The sequence below is a fragment of the Luteococcus sediminum genome (assembly GCF_054783495.1).
Genome location: NZ_BAAGQL010000049.1, coordinates 1 through 18,986 on the forward strand (window position 1 = coordinate 1; position 18,986 = coordinate 18,986).

At 68.1% G+C, this 18,986-nt stretch carries 19 protein-coding genes; 10 read left to right on the forward strand and 9 right to left on the reverse strand.

What is annotated here, in order from left to right:
* The first annotated feature begins 139 nt into the window (after positions 1–139).
* Both ACYVKA_RS15080 and ACYVKA_RS15085 read left to right on the forward strand, forming a co-directional pair.
* Positions 140–496, forward strand: coding sequence for an ABC transporter permease subunit (locus tag ACYVKA_RS15080; RefSeq protein ID WP_460706757.1), 357 nt, complete (start codon positions 140–142; stop codon positions 494–496).
* A 52-nt stretch (positions 497–548) separates the two neighbouring features.
* Positions 549–1,352 carry a MetQ/NlpA family ABC transporter substrate-binding protein gene (locus tag ACYVKA_RS15085; protein WP_460706666.1) on the forward strand — a complete coding sequence of 268 codons (804 nt, stop codon included), beginning with the start codon at positions 549–551 and terminating at the stop codon, positions 1,350–1,352.
* A 496-nt stretch (positions 1,353–1,848) separates the two neighbouring features.
* Here ACYVKA_RS15085 and ACYVKA_RS15090 read toward each other — a convergent pair whose 3' ends face one another.
* The gene (locus ACYVKA_RS15090; RefSeq protein WP_460706668.1) at positions 1,849–2,874 is read right to left on the reverse strand and encodes a lactonase family protein; all 1,026 of its coding nucleotides are present in this window, start codon (positions 2,872–2,874) and stop codon (positions 1,849–1,851) included.
* 145 nt (positions 2,875–3,019) lie between these two features.
* Here ACYVKA_RS15090 and ACYVKA_RS15095 point away from each other — a divergent pair, with 145 nt between their 5' ends.
* Positions 3,020–5,287 carry an aminotransferase class I/II-fold pyridoxal phosphate-dependent enzyme gene (locus ACYVKA_RS15095; protein WP_460706670.1) on the forward strand — a complete coding sequence of 756 codons (2,268 nt, stop codon included), beginning with the start codon at positions 3,020–3,022 and terminating at the stop codon, positions 5,285–5,287.
* Between the two features lie 93 nt (positions 5,288–5,380).
* On the opposite strand, the gene ACYVKA_RS15100 is transcribed toward ACYVKA_RS15095, so the two are convergent.
* Positions 5,381–5,587, reverse strand: a complete 207-nt coding sequence (locus ACYVKA_RS15100) for a cold-shock protein (protein ID WP_394275514.1) — start codon at positions 5,585–5,587, stop codon at positions 5,381–5,383.
* Between the two features lie 286 nt (positions 5,588–5,873).
* Here ACYVKA_RS15100 and ACYVKA_RS15105 point away from each other — a divergent pair, with 286 nt between their 5' ends.
* Together ACYVKA_RS15105 and ACYVKA_RS15110 are read left to right on the forward strand one after the other, a co-directional pair.
* On the forward strand, positions 5,874–6,275 hold the full coding sequence (locus ACYVKA_RS15105) for an SRPBCC family protein (RefSeq protein ID WP_460706672.1): 402 nt from the start codon (positions 5,874–5,876) through the stop codon (positions 6,273–6,275).
* Between the two features lie 228 nt (positions 6,276–6,503).
* Positions 6,504–7,985, forward strand: coding sequence for an ATP-binding protein (locus tag ACYVKA_RS15110; protein ID WP_460706674.1), 1,482 nt, complete (start codon positions 6,504–6,506; stop codon positions 7,983–7,985).
* Positions 7,986–8,025: 40 nt separating this feature from the next.
* Here ACYVKA_RS15110 and ACYVKA_RS15115 read toward each other — a convergent pair whose 3' ends face one another.
* Positions 8,026–8,214: a hypothetical protein gene (locus ACYVKA_RS15115; RefSeq protein ID WP_460706676.1), complete on the reverse strand. Its 189-nt coding sequence runs from the start codon at positions 8,212–8,214 to the stop codon at positions 8,026–8,028.
* A 104-nt stretch (positions 8,215–8,318) separates the two neighbouring features.
* On the opposite strand from ACYVKA_RS15115, the gene ACYVKA_RS15120 reads away from it, so the two are divergent.
* Positions 8,319–8,498 (forward strand): hypothetical protein, encoded by a 180-nt coding sequence (locus tag ACYVKA_RS15120; RefSeq protein ID WP_460706678.1) that lies wholly within the window; start codon positions 8,319–8,321, stop codon positions 8,496–8,498.
* Between the two features lie 89 nt (positions 8,499–8,587).
* Here the strand turns inward: ACYVKA_RS15120 and cydC are convergent, their stop codons facing one another.
* From cydC to ACYVKA_RS15140, 4 genes are read right to left on the reverse strand one after another with little or no spacing between them, the layout of a single operon-like run.
* Positions 8,588–10,243 (reverse strand): thiol reductant ABC exporter subunit CydC, encoded by a 1,656-nt coding sequence (cydC, locus tag ACYVKA_RS15125; protein WP_460706680.1) that lies wholly within the window; start codon positions 10,241–10,243, stop codon positions 8,588–8,590.
* On the reverse strand, positions 10,243–11,838 hold the full coding sequence (gene cydD, locus ACYVKA_RS15130) for a thiol reductant ABC exporter subunit CydD (protein ID WP_460706682.1): 1,596 nt from the start codon (positions 11,836–11,838) through the stop codon (positions 10,243–10,245). The genes cydC and cydD overlap by 1 nt, the downstream gene beginning before the upstream one ends.
* Positions 11,839–11,854: 16 nt before the next feature.
* Positions 11,855–12,862 carry a cytochrome d ubiquinol oxidase subunit II gene (gene cydB / locus ACYVKA_RS15135; protein WP_460706684.1) on the reverse strand — a complete coding sequence of 336 codons (1,008 nt, stop codon included), beginning with the start codon at positions 12,860–12,862 and terminating at the stop codon, positions 11,855–11,857.
* Positions 12,863–12,871: 9 nt separating this feature from the next.
* Entirely contained in the window at positions 12,872–14,320 is a 1,449-nt protein-coding gene (locus tag ACYVKA_RS15140; RefSeq protein WP_460706686.1) for a cytochrome ubiquinol oxidase subunit I, read from the reverse strand.
* 1,035 nt (positions 14,321–15,355) lie between these two features.
* Here ACYVKA_RS15140 and ACYVKA_RS15145 point away from each other — a divergent pair.
* The 4 genes from ACYVKA_RS15145 to ACYVKA_RS15160 are packed head-to-tail and all read left to right on the forward strand — an operon-like array spanning position 15,356 to position 17,127.
* Positions 15,356–16,102, forward strand: a complete 747-nt coding sequence (locus ACYVKA_RS15145; protein WP_460706688.1) for a tyrosine-type recombinase/integrase — start codon at positions 15,356–15,358, stop codon at positions 16,100–16,102.
* Entirely contained in the window at positions 16,096–16,500 is a 405-nt protein-coding gene (locus ACYVKA_RS15150; protein ID WP_460706690.1) for a tyrosine-type recombinase/integrase, read from the forward strand. Before ACYVKA_RS15145 ends, ACYVKA_RS15150 begins: the two co-directional genes overlap by 7 nt.
* The gene (locus ACYVKA_RS15155; protein WP_460706692.1) at positions 16,497–16,838 is read left to right on the forward strand and encodes a BrnT family toxin; all 342 of its coding nucleotides are present in this window, start codon (positions 16,497–16,499) and stop codon (positions 16,836–16,838) included. The genes ACYVKA_RS15150 and ACYVKA_RS15155 overlap by 4 nt, the downstream gene beginning before the upstream one ends.
* Positions 16,828–17,127 carry a hypothetical protein gene (locus tag ACYVKA_RS15160; RefSeq protein WP_460706694.1) on the forward strand — a complete coding sequence of 100 codons (300 nt, stop codon included), beginning with the start codon at positions 16,828–16,830 and terminating at the stop codon, positions 17,125–17,127. The genes ACYVKA_RS15155 and ACYVKA_RS15160 overlap by 11 nt, the downstream gene beginning before the upstream one ends.
* A gap of 229 nt (positions 17,128–17,356) precedes the next feature.
* On the opposite strand, the gene ACYVKA_RS15165 is transcribed toward ACYVKA_RS15160, so the two are convergent.
* Both ACYVKA_RS15165 and ACYVKA_RS15170 read right to left on the reverse strand, forming a co-directional pair.
* Positions 17,357–17,797, reverse strand: a complete 441-nt coding sequence (locus ACYVKA_RS15165) for a hypothetical protein (RefSeq protein WP_460706696.1) — start codon at positions 17,795–17,797, stop codon at positions 17,357–17,359.
* The gene (locus ACYVKA_RS15170; protein ID WP_460706698.1) at positions 17,794–18,726 is read right to left on the reverse strand and encodes an 8-oxoguanine DNA glycosylase OGG fold protein; all 933 of its coding nucleotides are present in this window, start codon (positions 18,724–18,726) and stop codon (positions 17,794–17,796) included. Before ACYVKA_RS15170 ends, ACYVKA_RS15165 begins: the two co-directional genes overlap by 4 nt.
* Between the last annotated feature and the right edge of the window lie 260 nt (positions 18,727–18,986).

The following is an 18,986-nucleotide window of genomic DNA, read 5'->3' on the forward strand; positions in this document are numbered from 1 at the left end:
TCGGGGTCGTTCCTGATCTCGCCCTGCGGAGGCGGACTTGCTATGAACCACTGGTCTCAACTCACCCTGACACGCAGGGGGTCAGCACTCGTGATCGCCACCGCCACCCGAGGATCCTGGTGAGAAAACCTCAGTCTTCATCGCACCATTCATGGCGCGCCTGCTCGAGACCTCCCTGCTTGAAGTGCCCCGCGGGATCGTCGAGGCAGCTCAGTCCATGGGGGCATCCACTTGGCAGATCATCCGCTACTTCCTGCTGCCGGAAGCACGCGCCTCCATCGTGCTCGGGCTTACGACGGGCACCGTCTCCTTGGTGAATGCAACTGCCATGGCGGGTGTCATCGGGGCCGGTGGTGTGGGTGACCTTGCACTCACCTACGGCTACCAGGCCTTCAACACGCCTCTGATGCTGCTGACAGTGGTGGTGCTCATCATCTTGGTCCAGGCCATCCAGTCCATTGGGAATGCCATTTCCCGCCACCTGCGCACCCGCTGACAACATCCAACCCCACAAAGGAAACAAAACCACGAAGAAGCTCTTCGCCCTCGTGGCCGTCGTTCTCACGTTGGGACTGACACTCTCCGCCTGCGGCGGCTCCAGTAGTGCAGATGACCCCAACAAGACAGAAATTCGCTACGGCAAGGCCCAAGGCCCGTACACGGTGCTCTTCGAAGAGGCCATCATCCCGATCATGCAGAAGCAGGGCTACACGTTCACCAGGACCGACTTCTCCGATCTCGTCCAGAATGATATGGGTCTCAACGAGAAGAACATCGACGTCAACGTCGAGCAGCACACCGCCTACATGAAGAACTTCAACGAGAAGAATGGCGGGGCGCTCGCCGCTCTGGGACCGATTCCCACCGTTCCTGCCGGCATCTACTCGCAGACTCACACATCCTTGGATCAGATCAGCGATGGCGCGAAGATCGCCGTTCCCAACGACGCAGCCAACACCTCTCGCGCCTACGCCCTGTTGCAAAAGGCGGGCTGGATCAAGCTTGACCCGGCCAAGGACGTGTCCACCGTCACCAAGAGCGATATCGTCTCGAACCCCAAGAAGCTGCAGTTCACCGAGCTCCTGAACACCACCATCCCGACCACGCTTGGTGACTTCGACTATGGCGTCATCACGGGATCGATCGTCTACAACGCCAAGATGGATCCTTCCAAGGCACTGCTGCAGGAGGACATCCTGCCCCACCTCGTGCTGCAGGTGGTGGTCCACGAGGACAACAAGGACGCGAAGTGGGCCAAGGACATTGTCTCGGCCTACAACAGCCAGGAGTTCAAGGACTATCTGGCCAAGAACAACAATGGCCTCTGGTGGATCCCGGAGGAGCTGCGCTGACCGTGCGAGGGGCTGGACACTGACTGCACTCGAGTGATGGCGTGTGTGCACATGCTCGCGCGACGTCTTCGACCGTCGGCGCCAGCTTCGACGGGAGCACCAGGCAACCAGGACCCGCGATGACGGCCACTGCCAGTCCGAGTGGCAGGACGACCTGCCGGTGGGCCGCCTGACCCTTGAGCATGCGGACGACGAAGTGGTAGCGAACTTGGTTCGAGCTCGCCGCACCCTTGGCAGGGTCGACGGACTCCAGGCGACAGGAGAAGACCGTCCCCGCCCCGGCGACTGACTCGGCGAGGGGCAGCTGCGCGCACGAGCAGGCGCAGACGGGCCGGGCGGGGGCAATCAGCAGCAAGGGCACCGTGACCGTCAGCGCCGCGAGGACGCGTGGGCACGGTGCCCGTGACGCCCTGTTGCAGGACGTTTCATGGCCCCACTGAGCCTCGCCGTTCGGGATAGCGGGCCGAGTTGCCGACGAATCGTGACGGGCGAGTGGTCAGGGCTGGGTGATGCGCGCCCAGTTGGCCCCGGCGTCATTGGGCACCTCGGAGACCTTGGCCAGCCGGCCCCGGTCGTCGACGCGCCACAGCTGCAGCACGGCGGCCTTCTCGCCGGGCACCAGGGCATGCTGCTCGTCGGGGGTGACGACGAAGCCACGCGGCTGGGTGCTCACCTCGGCCAGCGAGACGGCATCGGCCAGGGTGCCGTCATCGGCCACCGGCAGCACGGCCAGCGTCGACTCGGTGCGCTCGCTGACCAACAGCCACCGCCCCTCGGGACCGGCCAGGTGCAGGTCGGCTCCCCAGATGTAGTGGTTCTCCAGCGGGTCCTCGTCGATGACGCTGTGCTTGAGGCCACGATCGGTGGCGTGGGCGGTCACCTGCTGCACCAGCTCGATCTGGCCGCTCTTCGGGTCGCGGGCGAAGCGCAGCACCTCGCCGGAGAACTCGGTGACGACGTAGAGGTTGCGGCCGTCGGTGCTGGTGATGGCGTGGCGGGGGCCGCTGCCGGCGGGGCAGGCGACGGTGTGGTCCGCCAGCGCCTCCAGCTGACCGTCCTCGGTGAGGCGGTAGCAGGCCACCAGGTCCTCGCCGAGGGAGACGAAGTAGACGAACTGGTCGTGCTGGATGACGCAGTGCAGCCGCTCGAAGCTGATCCGGTCGGTCGGCTCACCCAGGCTGCCGTCGTCCTGGATCGGCCAGACCAGCCCGAGGCCAGCGCCGTAGTCGGCGCCGAGCAGCAGGCCGCCGTCGTCGCTGACGCGCAGGTAGCTGGGATGGCTGGGCAGTTCGCGGTGGCTGCTGGTGGTCCAGGTCCCGGATTGCTGGTCCAGGTCGATGGTGGCCACGCCCGTGGGTTCCTTGAGCGAGACATAGGCGCGTCGGCCGCTGTGGTCGACGGCCATCGCGGAGACGCCCTTGCCGATCGGGCTGGTGGCCTTCGGTGTGAGGTCCTCGCCGTCGAGGACGAAGGTGGTGATGGTGCCGTCGGCGGCGCAGGTGGTGCTTGCCAGGTAGCTCATGGGCCCAGCCTAGGAGGCACGACTGCCGAGCACACCTCTTGAACAGTGTTCAATTTCCGGTGCTGGCCTGAGGCAGGCGCGCGGCCCCACGACGCAGTGGGGCCGGTGCAGAACCGGCCCGACAGGGCAGAACGGGGTGCGCGACATGGACCAGTGGCTGGAATGGGCAACCCACCGGGCGCACCGGGCGGAGCGCACCGGCATCGAGCGCAGGACGCGCACGGCACCGCCCGATGCCCTCGACCTGGCCTCCAATGACTACCTCGGCCTGGCACACCACCCGGAGGTCCGCCGGGCCGCCGTCGGCCACCTGCAGGACGGCCCGCTGGGCGCCGGGGGCTCGCGGGTCGTGACGGGCACCCACCCGGCCCACGAGCTGCTGGAGCAGGAGCTGTGTGCACTGACCGGAGCCCGCGCCGCACTGGTCTTCTCCTGCGGCTACACCGCGAACATGGGTGCGCTGGGTGCCCTCGCCGGCCCCAGGAGCCGGCTGCTGCTCGACGCCCAGGCCCACGCCAGCCTGCACGACGGCGCCCGCCTGGCCCATGCCGAGGTCGCCACCTTCGGCCACAACGACCTCGACGAGCTGCGGGCCCTGCTGGCGCAGACCGGTCGCCGCACCACTGTCGCTGTCGAGTCGGTCCACTCGGTGCTCGGCGATGCCGCCGACCTCGCCGAGTTGCACCGCCTCTGCCGAGAGGCAGGAGCCGCCCTGCTGGTGGACGAGGCGCACACCATCGGCACACTGGCCGAGGGCAGCTGGGCCGCTCGCGACGGACTCTTCGACGACCACCCCGAGGCCCCGCCGGTGGTCGTGACCGCCACGCTGTCGAAGGCGCTGGGCGCCCAGGGCGGGGCCCTCCTGTTCGGCGGCAGCGATGCGAAGCTGTGGCGGGCACACATGGTGAACCTGGCGCGGGGATTCATCTTCGACACCGGCCTGTCACCCGCCGTCGCGGCCGGGGCGGCACGCGCCTGCCAGCTGGCCGGCGACGGCGACCTGGTGGCGCGGCTGTCGGCCACCCGGGAGCGCACCATCACGGGGCTTCGTCGTCGCCCCCTGGTGGCCAAGCATCTGGAGCCCGGCGCGGGGTCGGTGGTCTCGGTACGGATGCCCTCCCCGGCCGCCGCGGTGGAGGCAGCCGACGTGCTGCGCGAGCGTGGGGTCCTGGTGGGCTGCTTCCGCCCGCCGAGTGTTCCCGACCGGATCGCCCGGCTGCGGCTCACCTGCCATGCCGACACCGATCCAGACCGTCTGGAACTGGCACTGGCGCAGGTCTGTGACGTGGTGGAACTGGCCTGGGGAGCGCCAGCCACGTGCCCCTTCCGCCACGCCGACGGCCGGCCCGTCGAGCACCGCGAGGATCATCGGTTCGTCCAGGAACCGGGGCTGGTGCGTGAGGTGTTGGCCAGGCCCGAGGACTTCGCCGCCGACAATGCGCTGCAGGCCCTGCGTCCCTTCTCCCGGGAGGCCGCCCGGGTGCTGGTGCGTGCTGGTTTCCGGCTGCCGCCGGTGCTGGCCTCGGCCAATGGCGAGCTGCACCGCACCGTGCGGCGCGTGCTCACCCCCTTCTTCTCGCCTGCCCGCGTCAAGGCCCAGCGCGGGCTGGTGCAGCGCCTGGTGCGCGAGCAGCTCGACGGGCTGACCGGCGAGCTGGACCAGGGCCTGGACCTTGCCACCACCGTTGCCGCCCATGTCCCGGCACAGATCGCCTCGACCGCGAGCGGGGTGCCGAACCCGCCGCACGACGAGCTCTCGCGGTGGAGTGCCGACTCGCTGGAGCTCTTCTGGGGCTGGCCCGACGACGAGCGCCAGCTGCAGCTGGCCACGTCGGCCGCCGACTTCCACCCGTGGCTGCGCGAACAGGTGCGACGCAGCACTGGCTCCGAGAACCTCTTCGGGGCGTTGGCGAAGGCCGGCATCGACCAGGACCGGATCGTCTCGTTGGGCTACTTCCTGGTGATCGCCGGCCAGGAGACGACGCGCATGCTGATCGCCACCTGCCTGCACCTGGCCCTGTCGGAGCCGGGGCGATGGGCGGCCTGCGGGGATGAGGAGGATGGCCTGCAAGCCTGCACCGAGGTGGTGCGCCAGGCGCTCGCGACCGGTTCCTCGACGCCCACCTGGCGACGGGTCGCCAGCAGCGACACCCAGCTGGGCGACGAAGCGATCCGAGCCGGCGAGCAGGTCCTGGTGCAGTTGTCAGGAGGGCCGGACGGCGACTGGTCGCTGGCCTTCGGGCACGGCATCCACCGCTGCCTCGGAGCAGGCCTGGCCGAGATGGAGGCGACGGTGATCCTGTACGAGACCGCCCGTGCCCTGCCGCGGGCACAGCTGGTCAGCCAGGAGGTGCCGTGGTTGCGCCTGTTGAGCTTCCAGGCGCCGCGCAGTGTGGTGGTGCGGGCCGTCTGAACGGCTGCAGGCACGACGAAGGCCGCCACCGGGTGAGGTGACGGCCTTCGTGGATGCTGGACCGGCGAGCGGTTCAGCGACGCATTGCTGCGATCAGCGCAGGACGGAGATGTTCGACGCCTGGGGGCCCTTGGGGCCCTGGGTCAGCTCGTACTCGACCTTGTCGTTCTCGTCGAGCGAGCGGAAGCCGCCGGAGTTGATCGCGGAGAAGTGGGCGAAGACGTCGGCGGAGCCGTCGTCGGGCTGGATGAAGCCGAAGCCCTTGTCAGCGTTGAACCACTTCACGGTGCCTGTAGCCATGATATTTCCTTCGTTTTGTGGAGCGACCACGTCTTGGTCGCCACCGGGGACTTGCTCGTCACACATTTCAGAAGGAACTACCAACTCTCACGAGTTGCTACCGCGGTGAAGCCAAACCAACTGCCGAACAATGAGATCAGCCTACGCGGGATTTCGGGCAGCCCTGACCAATCCGTCGCCCGTCGGTGAACTTTCACGGCATAACCCGTAGCCACAGCCCTAGAAATAGTTTCTGGAGGTACCCGAAAAGCCCCTCGCACCGGCCATGTCTGCCACAATTTCCGCCATGGGCACCCACTTCGTCGTCGAGGCCACCAGCAGCCTGCCGCCCGAGCAGGCCCTGTCTCGCGTGCTCGACCTGGACCGCCACCGACCGCCCCTCACGACGCTGCACTGGCAACGCCCGCTGCGGCCCGGATCGACGGTGGTGGCCCGCACCGCTCTGGGCCCGCTCGGCTTCGACGACAGCATGGTGGTGCGCGAACTCGACGCACGCCACGCCCGCCTGGAGAAGACGGGGCGCGTGGTGCGAGGCATGACGACGATCGATGTCGCGGCCATGCCCAGCGGGGGGAGCCGGGTGCACTGGCAGCAGGAGCTCTCGGTGACGGGCATGCCGTGGGCGCTGCCCGTGCGAGTGGCCGGACGGATCTTCTACCGGGGCCTGCTGCGTCGCAGCCTGGGCTGATCGGCAGGACGTGAATGAACCCAAGCAGTTGAGCGTTCCACCGCCCTCGAGAACCCTTCACCCCCTGGCAGAACGCGCCGCTCGCCCCGACCGACGCGAATCAGGGACTGGATGTGAAGGACCTGAGTCTTCAACTCTCACTACAACTCTCATTCATGGTTGCACTGAGAGTTGTAGTCTGCCAGTGAGAATTGGAGTGACGAGAGGCTGGCCGAGGCGATCACGCAGATGCGTGATCGCCGTGGAGACACGACCTCCATCGAGGTGAAGCGCGCCGCCGGTGGCGTCCCGGTGATGCCAGAAACCCTTGCAGCATTCGTCAACATGCCCGACGGTGGCACCGTCATCCTCGGCCTCGACGAGGCGGGTGGACGATTTGACGTGGTCGGCGTGCCCGACATCGCAACTCTTGAGGCAGGCCTCGTCTCCATCGCCCGTCAGGCAGTCCATCCAGCGCCGCTCCTGGACTTCCAGACCTTCCAGGTCGATGGCCACTCGGTCCTGGTCGCCCACGTGGCACCGCTTCACATCGCCGACAAGCCCGCCACCGTGGCCGGACGTGCGTACCTTCGTCAGGCGGACAGCGACTATCCCATGCACCCGCATGAGCTCCGGATGCTCGAGGTGGCGAAGCTCCACAGCGACGAACAGGTGAACCACGACCTGGCTCCCGCCATCGGACGCGGGCGGGCAGATCTGGATGCGGATCTGGTTGCCAAGTACCTTGACAACGTCCGCCGTCACGACCGGCGGCTGCGTGATTGCACGGACGCCCAGCTCCTGCAGATGACCAATGTGCTGAACTCTTCTGACGAGCCGACCGTGGCTGGCCTCTACTCGCTCGGGACATACCCCCAGGGCCAGCACCCCGCGCTCACGGTGACTGCTGCAGTACAGCTGGCCGGCGGGGAGGGCCAGGCCCGTAACCGCAATCTGCAGGACTTCACAGGCCCAGTCCCAGCCTTGCTCGAGGACATCCTCGGCTGGGTCCAGAACAACCTCGACACGGTCCACCGCTACCGTGACGACGGTCACATGGAAGAGATCCCGGAGCTGCCCCTCAATGCCGTCCGCGAGCTGGTCGCCAACGCCTTGGTACATCGCGACCTCGGCCCGAGCACCCTGGGCACAGGCAAGCAGATCCAGATCCGACTCACTGCAAAGAGCTTCTTCATTCACAGTCCGGGTGGCCTTCGGGGGGTTTCACTGACTCAGCTGGTCAGCGTCGAGCACGCCCAGGCTGCGGTGAACCAGCGGCTGTACCAGATCGCCAAACGCCTGACGACCTCGGACGGCGCCTCCGTCATCGAGGGCGAGGGCGGGGGTATTCGAGAGGTCTTCCGCTCTGTGCAGGACCGAGGCCTGTCACGCCCCCAGCTGGTCGACACCGGAGTTCAGTTCAAGGCTCTGCTCTGGCGCCCGCGCAGCGGTTCCGATACCGCCTCGCCACCCGCCGTCACCTCGCAGAGCGGACCAGTGGTCACCGCATCGCTGCGAAGCACCTCGCCCACCCGCAATGAACCTCTCGTGCTCTCAACCCTGGGCAACAGCACTGCGCCCCTGACCATCCACGAACTGGTCAGCGGGACCGGGCTGACGATGGGACAGGTGCGCTATGCCCTGGACCAGCCACTACGGGATGGCCTCGTGGTCATGGACGGGCAGCAGGGGTCCCGGTCAACCCGCTACCGGCTCTCGGGTGACGAGTGACCCAAGGACCGGCCACTCCACCCGAACTGGGGACAGAGCGTCACCGCTGCATCGCCCCACGACCCGACATCCGAGTCCGGTGGTCGACGATGCGGTAGGCGATGGTGGCCACCGTCAGCCACGCGGGGGCGACCAGAAGCTCCCCGGCCGCTCCCGACCACGGGCTTCGACCGGCCAGACTGGCACGCATCGCGTCGAGGGCGTGCTGCAGCGGCAGAAAGCCACCCACGGTGTGCAGCGCCGGGTGTGAGCAGGGCTCCCGAGGTGAGGACCAGGAGGCTCCCCGCCGTGTTGTGGATGAGGTCCTGCGACTGGTTGCCGATGGCGCGGGCAATGATGGCCAGCCCGAAAGCGGTGCAGGTCACCACCGCAGGCAGCAGGATCCAACTGCGTTGCAGTACTGGCAGCACCATTGCCGGGCTGCCCATGACCATCGCGACCACCACGCACATCTACCCAAAGCTCCCCAAGAAGCCCGAACGCATGGCGAATGGCCGCACACCGATCTGGTGACATGCCGGCACCAGGAGTCCCTCAGTCAGAGGATGAGGCCCTGGGTGCCGCCCTCACATCCACGCCACTGGGTTCCGCATGCACGGATACTACGGTGCGGCCAGGACCACCCGGCCACTGGCGTGCTGGACCCCCTCGTCGTGATGGCTCACCAGCACGACGGCCCGGTCGGACAGTGCCTTCGCCAGGTCTTCCATGACGACCTGGGCCGTGACCGGGTCGAGGTGGGCCAGCGGCTCGTCGAGCAGGACCACCGAACGCTCCGAAAGCACGGCCCGGGCCAGGCCGAAGCGGGCGCGCTCTCCCCCCGAAAGCCGCCTGCCACCGGCCCCCAGGAGTTCGTCGAGCCCCCCGGGGAGGCTCTGGAACCAGCTCTCCAGACCCACTGTCTGCAAGACTTCCAGCAGCTCCCGGTCCGTCGCGGAGGGACTGGCCAGACGAAGGTTCTCGCGGACGGTGGAGGCGAAGACGTGCACCTCGTCGTCGACCAGCACCAGCCCCCGACGGGCCACCGCGGGCGGCTCGGCCAGGGCATCGCGCCCCTCCAACAGGTAGCTTCCGCCGGTTGGGTCGAGGTGGCGGGCCAGGACCGCCAGCAGGGTCGACTTGCCCGAGCCGCTGGGCCCCTGCACGACGACGAACTGGCCCGGCTCGACGCCGAGGTCGGTGGGTGCCAGGGCCGGACGTTCACTGTCCCAGCGGGCCGTCAGCCCGTGCGCGTCGAGAATCCGCGGCGCCCCATCGGCGGGGAGCTCGCGTGCCGGCTCCGACCCCTCCTCCGGAATGATCTCGGCGCCCGCCACGGCCGGCTCCATGGCCAGCAGCCCTTCCAGTCGTCTACCGGCGGCCTGGGCACGGGCGAGGGAACCCACTGCATCCGGGATGCCACCGATCACCTCGCCCAGGGCGACGGGGGTCAGCACCAGCAGTGCTGCCACCGGGGTCGACATGCCCCGCGCCAGCCAGGGTTCCACCACCGCTGCCATCCACACCGCATGGCCGACCGTGACGACGGGCACCAGCCCCACACCCACCGCACGCCCCCACGCCTGGCGGCTGACGGCCCGGGCCAGCCGCTGCTGGGCCTCGTCCAGCGCCCGCAGCGCCCACGCCTGGCCACCGGCTGCCGCCACCTCCGCCTCGTCCCGCACCACCACGGCCGACAGGGTGGCCACACTCGCCCGCGCGGCGACCACCGAGGCCTGGCCGCGGCTCTCGAGCCACCAGCCCACCACGCCCACCACAGCGGCACAGACCATCGAACTGAGCACCACGGGCACGGCGGGCAGGAAGACGAGGGCATCGATGAGGGCCGCCGCACAGCCCGCCACCACCAGCGAGACCAGGGGGACGACCACCCTGACCTGGGCCTGGGTGACGTCCTCGAGGTCGTCGACCACCCCGGCCAGCAGGTCGCCCCGGCCCCGACGCCCCAGCCGTGCGGGAGCCAGCGGAACCAGGCGCTGGTAGACCCGTCCGCGCTCCTCGGCGAGGGCCGACAGGGCGGCATCGTGGGAGCGGACCCGTTCCCGGTAGCGCAGCACCGGGCGCGCCATGCCGAAGGCCCGCACCCCCACGATGGCCGTCATCAGCGTCAGGATCGGCGGGCGCAGGGACGCCGCCACCACGAGCCAGCCCGACAGTGCCGTCAGTGCAACACCCGAGGCCAGGGCGAGCCCTCCCACGATCGAGGCCGGCAGGATGCCGGGCACCAGACGTCGCCCGCGGTACCGGCCGGCGCCCATCATCGCCCCCTCGCAAGGGCTGCGCCGTCGCCGACACCGACGACGGCATCGGCCGCGGCGACCAGGGAAGGCCGGTGGGAGGCCGCGACGACGATGTGCTCCCGGGCCGCCTGCCGGACCACGTCGTCGATGACGGCCTCGGTGCCGGCATCCAGGTTCGCGGTGGGCTCGTCGAGCAGCAGCAGCGGAGCGTCGGACAGCAGGGCACGTGCCAGGGCGACTCGGGCCCGCTGCCCGGCCGACAGCCCGAAGCCGTCCTCGCCGAGGGTGGTGTCGAGCCCCCGGGGAAGACTGGCGAGCAGGTCGCCGAGCGCCACCCGGTCGAGCACCTCGCCCAGCTCCCGGTCGCTGACCGGCCGCGGCGACGACAGTGTCAGGTTGGTCCGCAGGGAGGCCGGGGCGAGGAAGGGTCGTTGGGTGACCAGGTGGGCGCGGGGTGCCAGGACCTGCCCCGAGGTGGGGACACGTAGCCCCGCCAGCAGTTCCAGGGTCGTTGTCTTGCCCGATCCGGACGGCCCCACGAGCACGGTCAGCCCTCGCTCCGCGGTGAAGGACAGGCCGGTCAGGACGTCGGAGGAGGTCGGGGCGTGCCGGAAAAAGACCTGGTGGACGATGGCGCGGTCCTCGTTTCGTCGGCCCTCCTCCGGCACATCGACGGGGCCGGCGAGGATCGTGGCGATCGTCCCCAGTGCCGTCGCCCCGTCGGCCGCACTGTGGAATTCTGCGCCGACGCGCCGGATCGGCCAGTAGGCCTCGGGGGCCAGCAGGATCAGCGGCAGCCCCACCGCCAGGGACATGCCGCCCTCGGCCAGCCGGATGCCGGTGAGCACCGCCACGATCGCCACTGAGAGGGTGGCCAGCAGCTCCAGGGCAGCCGAGCTGAGGAAGGCGATGCGCAGGGTCTCGACGGTGGCCCTGCGGTGGGCATCGCTGACCGTGCGGATGGTGCCTGACTGGAGGTGCGCACGGGAGTGCGAGACCAGGGTCGGGAGTCCTCGCATGATGTCCAGGAAGTGGTGCGAGAGCTGTTCCAGGGCCTGCCACCGCTGTTCGGTGGCATCCCGGGTCGCCATGCCGATCAAGGCCGCGAACAAGGGCAGCAAGGGGATGGTGAGCACGGGCACCAGGGCCGTCCACGGGTCCAGGAAGACCATGGCGAGCACCACGCCGAAGGGGACGACGGCGGCGGAGACCAGCGACGGCAGGTAGCGCGAGACATAGGGTTCGACCGAGCCCACGCCTTGGGTCAGCAGCGTCACCGTCTCGTGCTGGTCTTCGTCATCCCGGTGCAGCCCCTGAGCCATGGCATGGTCCGCGAGCCGCCGGCGAAGGCCACCGGAGACGACCGTCCCCGCCCGCGCCGCGACCAGTTCACCGACGGCCACCACCAGGCCCCGGGCGACGAAGGCGAGCACCACCCGCAGTCCCGCGGAGTGCAGAGCCTCGCCCTGCACCACGGCCAGGACCAGCCCTGCCACCGCCAGCGCCTGCGCGATGGCCGTGACACCCGAGAGCACCCCCAACACCGTCAGCGCCGCCAGGTGCGGTCGGGCTCCAGGCACCAGGGCGAGCAACCGCCGGTCGAAGGGTTCCATGCGCGGTCGGGGCCCCTCAGCCGTGGGCTTCTGCAAGGTCCTCGACGCTGATCCGGCGCCGGAAGACCCAGTAGGTGTAGCCGGTGTAGAGCAGCACCACCGGGGTGATCACCACTGCCGCGCCCGTCATGATCTTGAGCGTCAGCGGGCTGCTCGCGGCGTTGAGGTGGGTCAGGGACCATGCGGGATCGAGGGTGGAGGGCATCACGTCGGGGAAGAGTGCCGCGAACAGGCTGGCCACCCCCATCGCGATGGCCACGCAACTGGCCAGGAAGGCGGGCCGCTCCCGCCCGCCGGCCAGGAGCACCGACAGCACGAGGGCGACGGCCGCGATGGCGAACAGGACCCAGGCCCCGGTGCTCGAACGCTGGCTGAGGACGGCGAGGAGCCAGACGGCCACGAGTCCGATGGCGGGGATCCCGAAGCGACGGGCCGCGCCGCGGGCCGCGTGGTGCAGGGCACCGTCGGTCTTCAGGGTGAGGAAGAGGGCGCCGTGGAAGAGGAACAGCACCACCATCGCGATGCCACCCAGGAGGGCCAGCGGGTTGAAGAGCCCGAGCAGGCCGCCCACGTATTCCATGTCGGCATCGATCGGAACCCCCACCACGATGTTGGTGAAGGCCACTCCCCAGACGAAGGCCGGCACCCAGGATCCGATCATGATCCCGGCATCACACCACCGGTGCCAGGCCTCGTCGCTGCGCTTGGGGCGGTACTCGAGCGCGACGCCGCGCAGGATGAGCGCCACCAGCACCAGGAGCAGGGGAATGTAGAAGCCGGAGAAGAGTGTCGCGTACCAGTGGGGGAAGGCCGCGAAGATGGCTCCTCCCGCCGTGATCAGCCAGACCTCGTTGCCGTCCCAGTGCGGCCCGATGGTGGTGAGCATCACGCGTCGACGGTCGGGGGACTCGGCAGGTTTTCCGTCGAGGATGGGCAGCAGCATGCCCACACCGAAGTCGAAACCCTCCAGGACGAAGTAGCCGATCCACAGCACGGCGATGGTGCAGAACCAGAACAGTTCCATGGCAATTCCTCAGTAGGAGAAGACGAGTCGCTGGTCGGATGGCCTGCCGGTTCCGCTCGGCCCGGACGGGAGTGGCACCGGCACGGCCCCCTGGCGCACATAGCGCAGCAGCAGCTTCACCTCGACCACGGCCAGTGCCCCGTACAGCAGGGTGAAGGCGCTCATCGAGACCAGGATCTCCACCGTCGAGACCCCCGGGGAGACTGCGGATGCGGTGGTCATCAGGCCGAAGACGGCCCACGGCTGGCGTCCCGTCTCGGTGAAGATCCAGCCGAAGGAGTTGGCGAGCAGCGGCAGGAGGGGGGTGGCCATGATGAGCCAGTGCCACCACGCTTGGCGCAGTGCGCCGGTGGATGCCGGCCGTCGGGTCATCCACAGCACCAGCGCGCCCACGCCCATGGCGGCGAAGCCGGTGCCCATCATGAGGCGGAAGGTCCAGTAGGCCAGCGGGATGTTCGGGGTGTAGCGCGAGCCCGTGTCGGCGGTGAGCTCTCCCCCACCATAGGTCTGCGCGTACTGCTCCCGCAGGTTGTCGATGCCCTCGATCTCGGCATTGAAGTCGCCCTTGCCCAGGAAGGAGAGCAGGCCGGGAACCTCGATCCAGTGGTGGGCATTCTCGCCGTTGAGGTCGCCGGTGCTCAGCACGGAGAAGGGGGCGTGGGACGAGGTTTCGTAGTGGGCTTCCGCCGCCGCCATCTTCATGGGCTGAACCTCGGTCATCACCTTGCCCTGGAGGTCGCCCGATCCGACCACGAGGGCTCCCGAGGCCAGCAGCACGATGGCGGCGCTGCGCGTGGCACGCCGGTACATGCCCAGATCCGCGGACTCGCCGGGACGGCGCAGGTGCCACAGGGCCGCGGCGAGCACGAGTGCCGCGCCGGTCATGTAGGCGGCAGCCATGACGTGGGGGAAGGTGACCAGCTGGACCTTGTTGATCAGGACGGCGACGAAGTCGGTCATCTCGGCGCGCCCGGTCTCCGGGTTGAAGCGGTAGCCCACCGGGTGCTGCATGAAGGAGTTCGCGGCCAGGATGAAGTAGGCCGACAGGGCCGTCCCGATGTGGACGATCCACATGCTGGCGGCGTGCAGCTTCTCCGGGATGCGCCCCCAGCCGAAGATCCACAGGCCGAGGAAGGTGGACTCGAGGAAGAAGGCCAGCAGCGCCTCGAAGGCCAGCGGGGCGCCGAAGATGTCCCCCACGAAGCGGGAGTAGTCGGACCAGTTCATCCCGAACTGGAACTCCTGGACGATGCCTGTGACGAGCCCCAGGGCGAAGTTGATCGTGAACAGGCTGCCGAGCCACTTCGTCATGCGCAGGTGCTCCGGCTTGTGGCTCCGCACCCAGGCCGTGTGATAGGCGGCCACGAAGGCCGACAACCCGATCGTGATCGGCACAAACAAGAAGTGGTACACGGTCGTGATGGCGAACTGCCACCGAGCGAGGGTGACTTGGTCCACGGTTTTCCCCTGCCACGAGTCCTCCGATGTCAGGAAATCCAGACACCATGACGTCAGGGTATCCCGACACCCGACGAACTCAAACCGGCGATCCAGTAGGGGGCACGCACCCCGGCGTGGCAGCTGTCAGGAGAAGGTCAGCTACCTTGAGGACGATCCTTGGGTGGCCTTTGCGGACGCGCCACTGCCTCGCACCATGCGTCGGCTGCGAGCCTGGCCCTGGATGCACAGGCAGCCCTCGGAACCCCAGGCGTGACATTCACAGTCAGCCTGGACCTGGCCCTTGCAGCCCACATGGCCCCACCGTTCATGCGCCGACTGCCGGGTCATCCCGGTGGCCTCTCCGATGGCAGCCCACGACGCCCCAGCAATCCGGGCAGCAGCCACGGCGGCGTCCAGCCTGTCCTGCGCCTGGAGCACGGAGCGACGGGCTGCGACCACGGCCTTCAGCGTGGGATCTGGCGACATGACATGACTCTCTCTGACGGGCGATGCTCACGACCGAGGGGCCACCATGCTACCGGTGCCCACACAGGCCTTGCGCGCCCGGGCGACATGGGCTGCCCGGCGGAAGAGCTGCCTGGGTTGGGGTCGCGGGCACGAGGCTGCGGAGCGCCTGCTTGGGTCAGCACCGGAGGCGCCGCACATCCCGCTGCCGCCCGACAGTCGGCGCCAGTCAACACTCACGGCAGGCCCCTGGCAGCACCCGCACACGACGAAGGGCCCCGATCCGAAGATCGGGGCCCTTCCGTGATGTGCGCGAGAGAGGAGTTGAGCCGCGGGGCCGGCTCCGATCCGGGGGTGGGGGAATTCACTGTCAGGGCGAGTTGACTAGGGGAAACGCAAGCCAGCGAGGGGTTGCGTTGCCCCTGTAGAGGTGAGCACGACGAGGCCGTCTTGGGCTTGTTTGTTGCACGCATATTGCACGCGACAGGGAGGTTCACGATGGGCAATTCGAGGGGGAACGCACATGAGGACGCGGGGAAACGTGAGCGGCGCGGGTTCGGGCGGCTACGGAGGTTGAAGTCGGGTCGGGTGCAGGCCGGCTACATCGGGCCGGACTGCAAGCTCTACATGGCGCCGGCCACCTTCGCGTCGAAGATCGACGCCGAGGGCTGGCTGGCGCAGGAGCGGCGACTGATCGACCTCGGCGTATGGCAGCCGCCGGAGACCCGCGAACCAGACCCCGCGTCGCTGGTCACGATGCCGACACCGCGGGAGAAGCCAAGGCCGCCCTGCCCCACACTGCGGGAGTACTCGCAGACCTGGCTGGCGGACCGGATTGCCACTCCCCAGGGCGATGCTGGATCGTTGCGGCCCTCGTCGCAGAAGGACTACCAGATGCTCTTGCGCAACCACATCCTGCCGGCACTCGGAGACATGCGGCTGGACGATATCGACCTGGACGACGTGGTGGCATGGCACCGGGCCATGGCGAAGAAGAAGATTGCGCGCACCCGGTCGAAGTCTTACAGCCTGCTGCGCGGCATCATGAATGCCGCGATCGTGGACCGCACGCTGCCGACAGTGACGACGAACCCCTGCCGGATCAAGGGCGCGGGCACCACCAGTCGCGAGAAGGACATCACCCCCGCCACACTGGACGAGCTGGCACGCATCGTCATCGAGATGCCCGACAAGTGGCGTGCCGCGGTCCTGCTCGGTGCCTGGTGCGCCATGCGCTACGGCGAGGTCTTCGAGCTGCGGCGCAAGGACGTTGATCTTGACGGCGGGATCGTGCGCGTGGAGCGCGGAGTGGCCTGGGTGGCCGGCGGGTGGTGATCGGCCCGCCGAAGACGAAGGCAGGCAAGCGCCGTGTGGCGATTCCGCCGCACATCATTCCCGACCTGCGCCGACACCTTGCGACCGACGTCTCGCCCGGGCAGAACGCGCTGCTGTTCCCATCCGTTGACGGACGTAACATTCGGCCGTCGACGTTCTTGCGCGCTTGGCATCGGGCGTGTGCCAAGGCGGGACGGGAGGACCTGAAGTTCCATCACCTGCGCCACACGGGCGCGGTGCTGGCTGCACAGTCGAGTGCGACGCTCTCGGAGCCGATGGGGCGCCTCGGCCATGCGACGCCAGCCATGGCGATGATCTACCAACATGCGGCTGCGGATCGAGACCGCGAGATCGCCAGGCACTTGTCCGAGATGGCACGGAAGGCGGCAGCCTCATGAACAACAACCGCCTACCTTCCGTATTGCACATGTACTACGATACGGGTGTGCAGGACGAACTGGACTGGCGCCACCGGGGCGACCACATCGCCAAGCACGACATGACGCCCCAATGGGCCGACAAGGCCTTCGCCGATCCGAATCGCCTGGCGCTCGACCCCGACCCGGCATCGGAGTCCGGCCGGACGATCCGAGTGATCGGCTGGTCGACGTCACTTCAAACGCTGGTGACGGTGATTGCCCTGCCGGACGATGGAGTGATCTGGGGTGTGAACGCGTGGCGGTCGAACAGCACCGACCAGCGCAGGTATCGAGAGGAGGCCACTGATGAGGATTGAGGACCTGATCGCCGCGGAGGCCGCGGCGAGCGAACAGAACAAGGATGCGGAACTCCAGCCCGGGACGAAGATCACCCGGGGACATGGACGGGCCAAGACACTGCAGATCAGGCTGAACTACGAGGAGTTCACGGCTCTGGCGCGAGCTGCCGAGGAGCGCGGGATCCCGGTCTCTACATTGGCGCGAGACCTGCTGCTGCGGGAACTTGAGGGAGCCGGAGAGGATCCACAGGCGGTCATCGCGCGGATGCGGTCCGACTTGGACACGCTTGCGGCCCGGGTGGCCTGAAGAGACTCCGGCGGTTGACCCCTGTCGAGTTCGAGATGATCATGCGTCCGGCAACCGCTCAGATTGCCCAACTACCGTCACCAGTTCTTGCAGCAGACCCCGGCGACAGTGGGTTGGGCATGGAACCCTCCTCGGTTCGTGACAATGAGGACGCGGTTTTCCCGCAGGGAAGTCTCCATCCCATTGAGCCACACGGGTCTGACATTTCTTGCCCCGAAGCCCCTGAGCGTCATGGCCTCCACGTAGGGCACGTGATGGTGCCGTCCGGGCCCAGGAGCACGACATGCACCTGCGCCGCAGCCAGGCTCTGCCGGGTGGCTTCGAATAGCTGCTGGTACTGCGCATGCTCCGGTAGCACCACTAGGGACTCCCGGTCGGGCTCGGCGTCCCGTAGCTTCAATGCCGCCAGCAACGCCCGGGCGTAGGCAGTGAGTGCCTGGTTCTTGACGGTCGACGGCTTCTTCAGGCCGGGCTTGTTCGAGCTTTGGTAGCCCGGGGACGGGTAGCCCTTGACCTCCGCCCCCAAGCGCCGGACGCCCTTGACTGCCTTCACGTCGACGCCGTGCTCCCTAGTCGCTGTGTTGGCCGCGCGCTCGATCACCCATCCCTCAGCCGTGAGTACGTCTACGAACACCTGCTGCACGGCGCCTTCCCACGGCCACTCGTTCACGCGTCGGGACCTTCGAACAAGGTGCGTTCGATCTCGTCCGGCCAGACAGTCGTGCCCAGTTCCTGGCTGACTTCTTCGGCCCATCGCGCCAGCAGCTCGCAATAGTCGACGTAGGTGGTGGTGAACCAGTTGTAGGAGAAGTTCCCACCCCGGTGGGGAAGGGTCTTCCAACCGGCGCTGTACAAGTTGGCTGCCACCCGGGCGTCCAGGATCAGGCAGCGGGTACCGGTCGTGGTTTCAGAGGCGAAGTAGAGGACCTTGGTGAAGAAGGCCGGGCCAAGACAGGGGATCACGCCGCCACCACGGCGGATTAGGGAGCTGTACGCAGAGTGCGAGTCACCCGTTGCGGCGAAGTTCAGGGCGCTCCTGAGCAGCGGAAGGTTCTTTGCGGAGGCCTCCGGCGTTGCGAACGCGGCGATCCGTCGCCGGTTACCTCGCTGGCTCGGGCCGGTACCCCAGGCGAGGACGTGCCACAGAAACTCCAGAACGGCATCATCCGACGCATTCGGCATGGCTGCTGATGTCCCCAGCCGGAACAGGTTAGCGCGGGTGAGCCGCTGCTCAGCGCCGTGCTCGAACGTGCCCACGGACTGCCCCAGACCCTGGCGGTGAAGCTCTCTCGTCCACCACTCGGGCCCCACCTGCTTTCGGGGGAAGCCGTGCTCCAGCACGGTCCTGGTTCGGTTCCCTAGAGTCACGGCAACGTAGGTGGGAAGGGGCAACGTCGCCAGTGTCGAGGCCTCCGTCATGGCAACGATTCTAGCACGCTCGTCATACATTTGGTGGCGGCAAACTGGCTCTTCACAGATGAGGGTGTAGGCGGCCAGTAGCGCGGCGGCGTCCCTGATGCTGATGAACTCGGACCCGCAGCAGGCCCGGGGATCGGAGACATCCACTCGACGAACAGCAGACCCGCTGCGGTTACCCATCACTGGAACTGCGTTCCCACGCGCTGCCCCTCGGCGCGCTCCGAATCATGGGCATCCACCTCGCGTCCTCCCCCCAAGTCAACGTGCGTTCCCCCACCGGGGATCTGTTGTGCGCTCATGCTTCCCCAAGCCACGAGCGGCACCCGTCGGGCTCAATCCACAGGACATCGTCGTCCCGGAGCAGGATCCCGCTATTGCACGTATATTGCACGGACAAGCAAGAACCGCTCCGACCGGGGAGTTTTCCCTAGTCGGAGCGG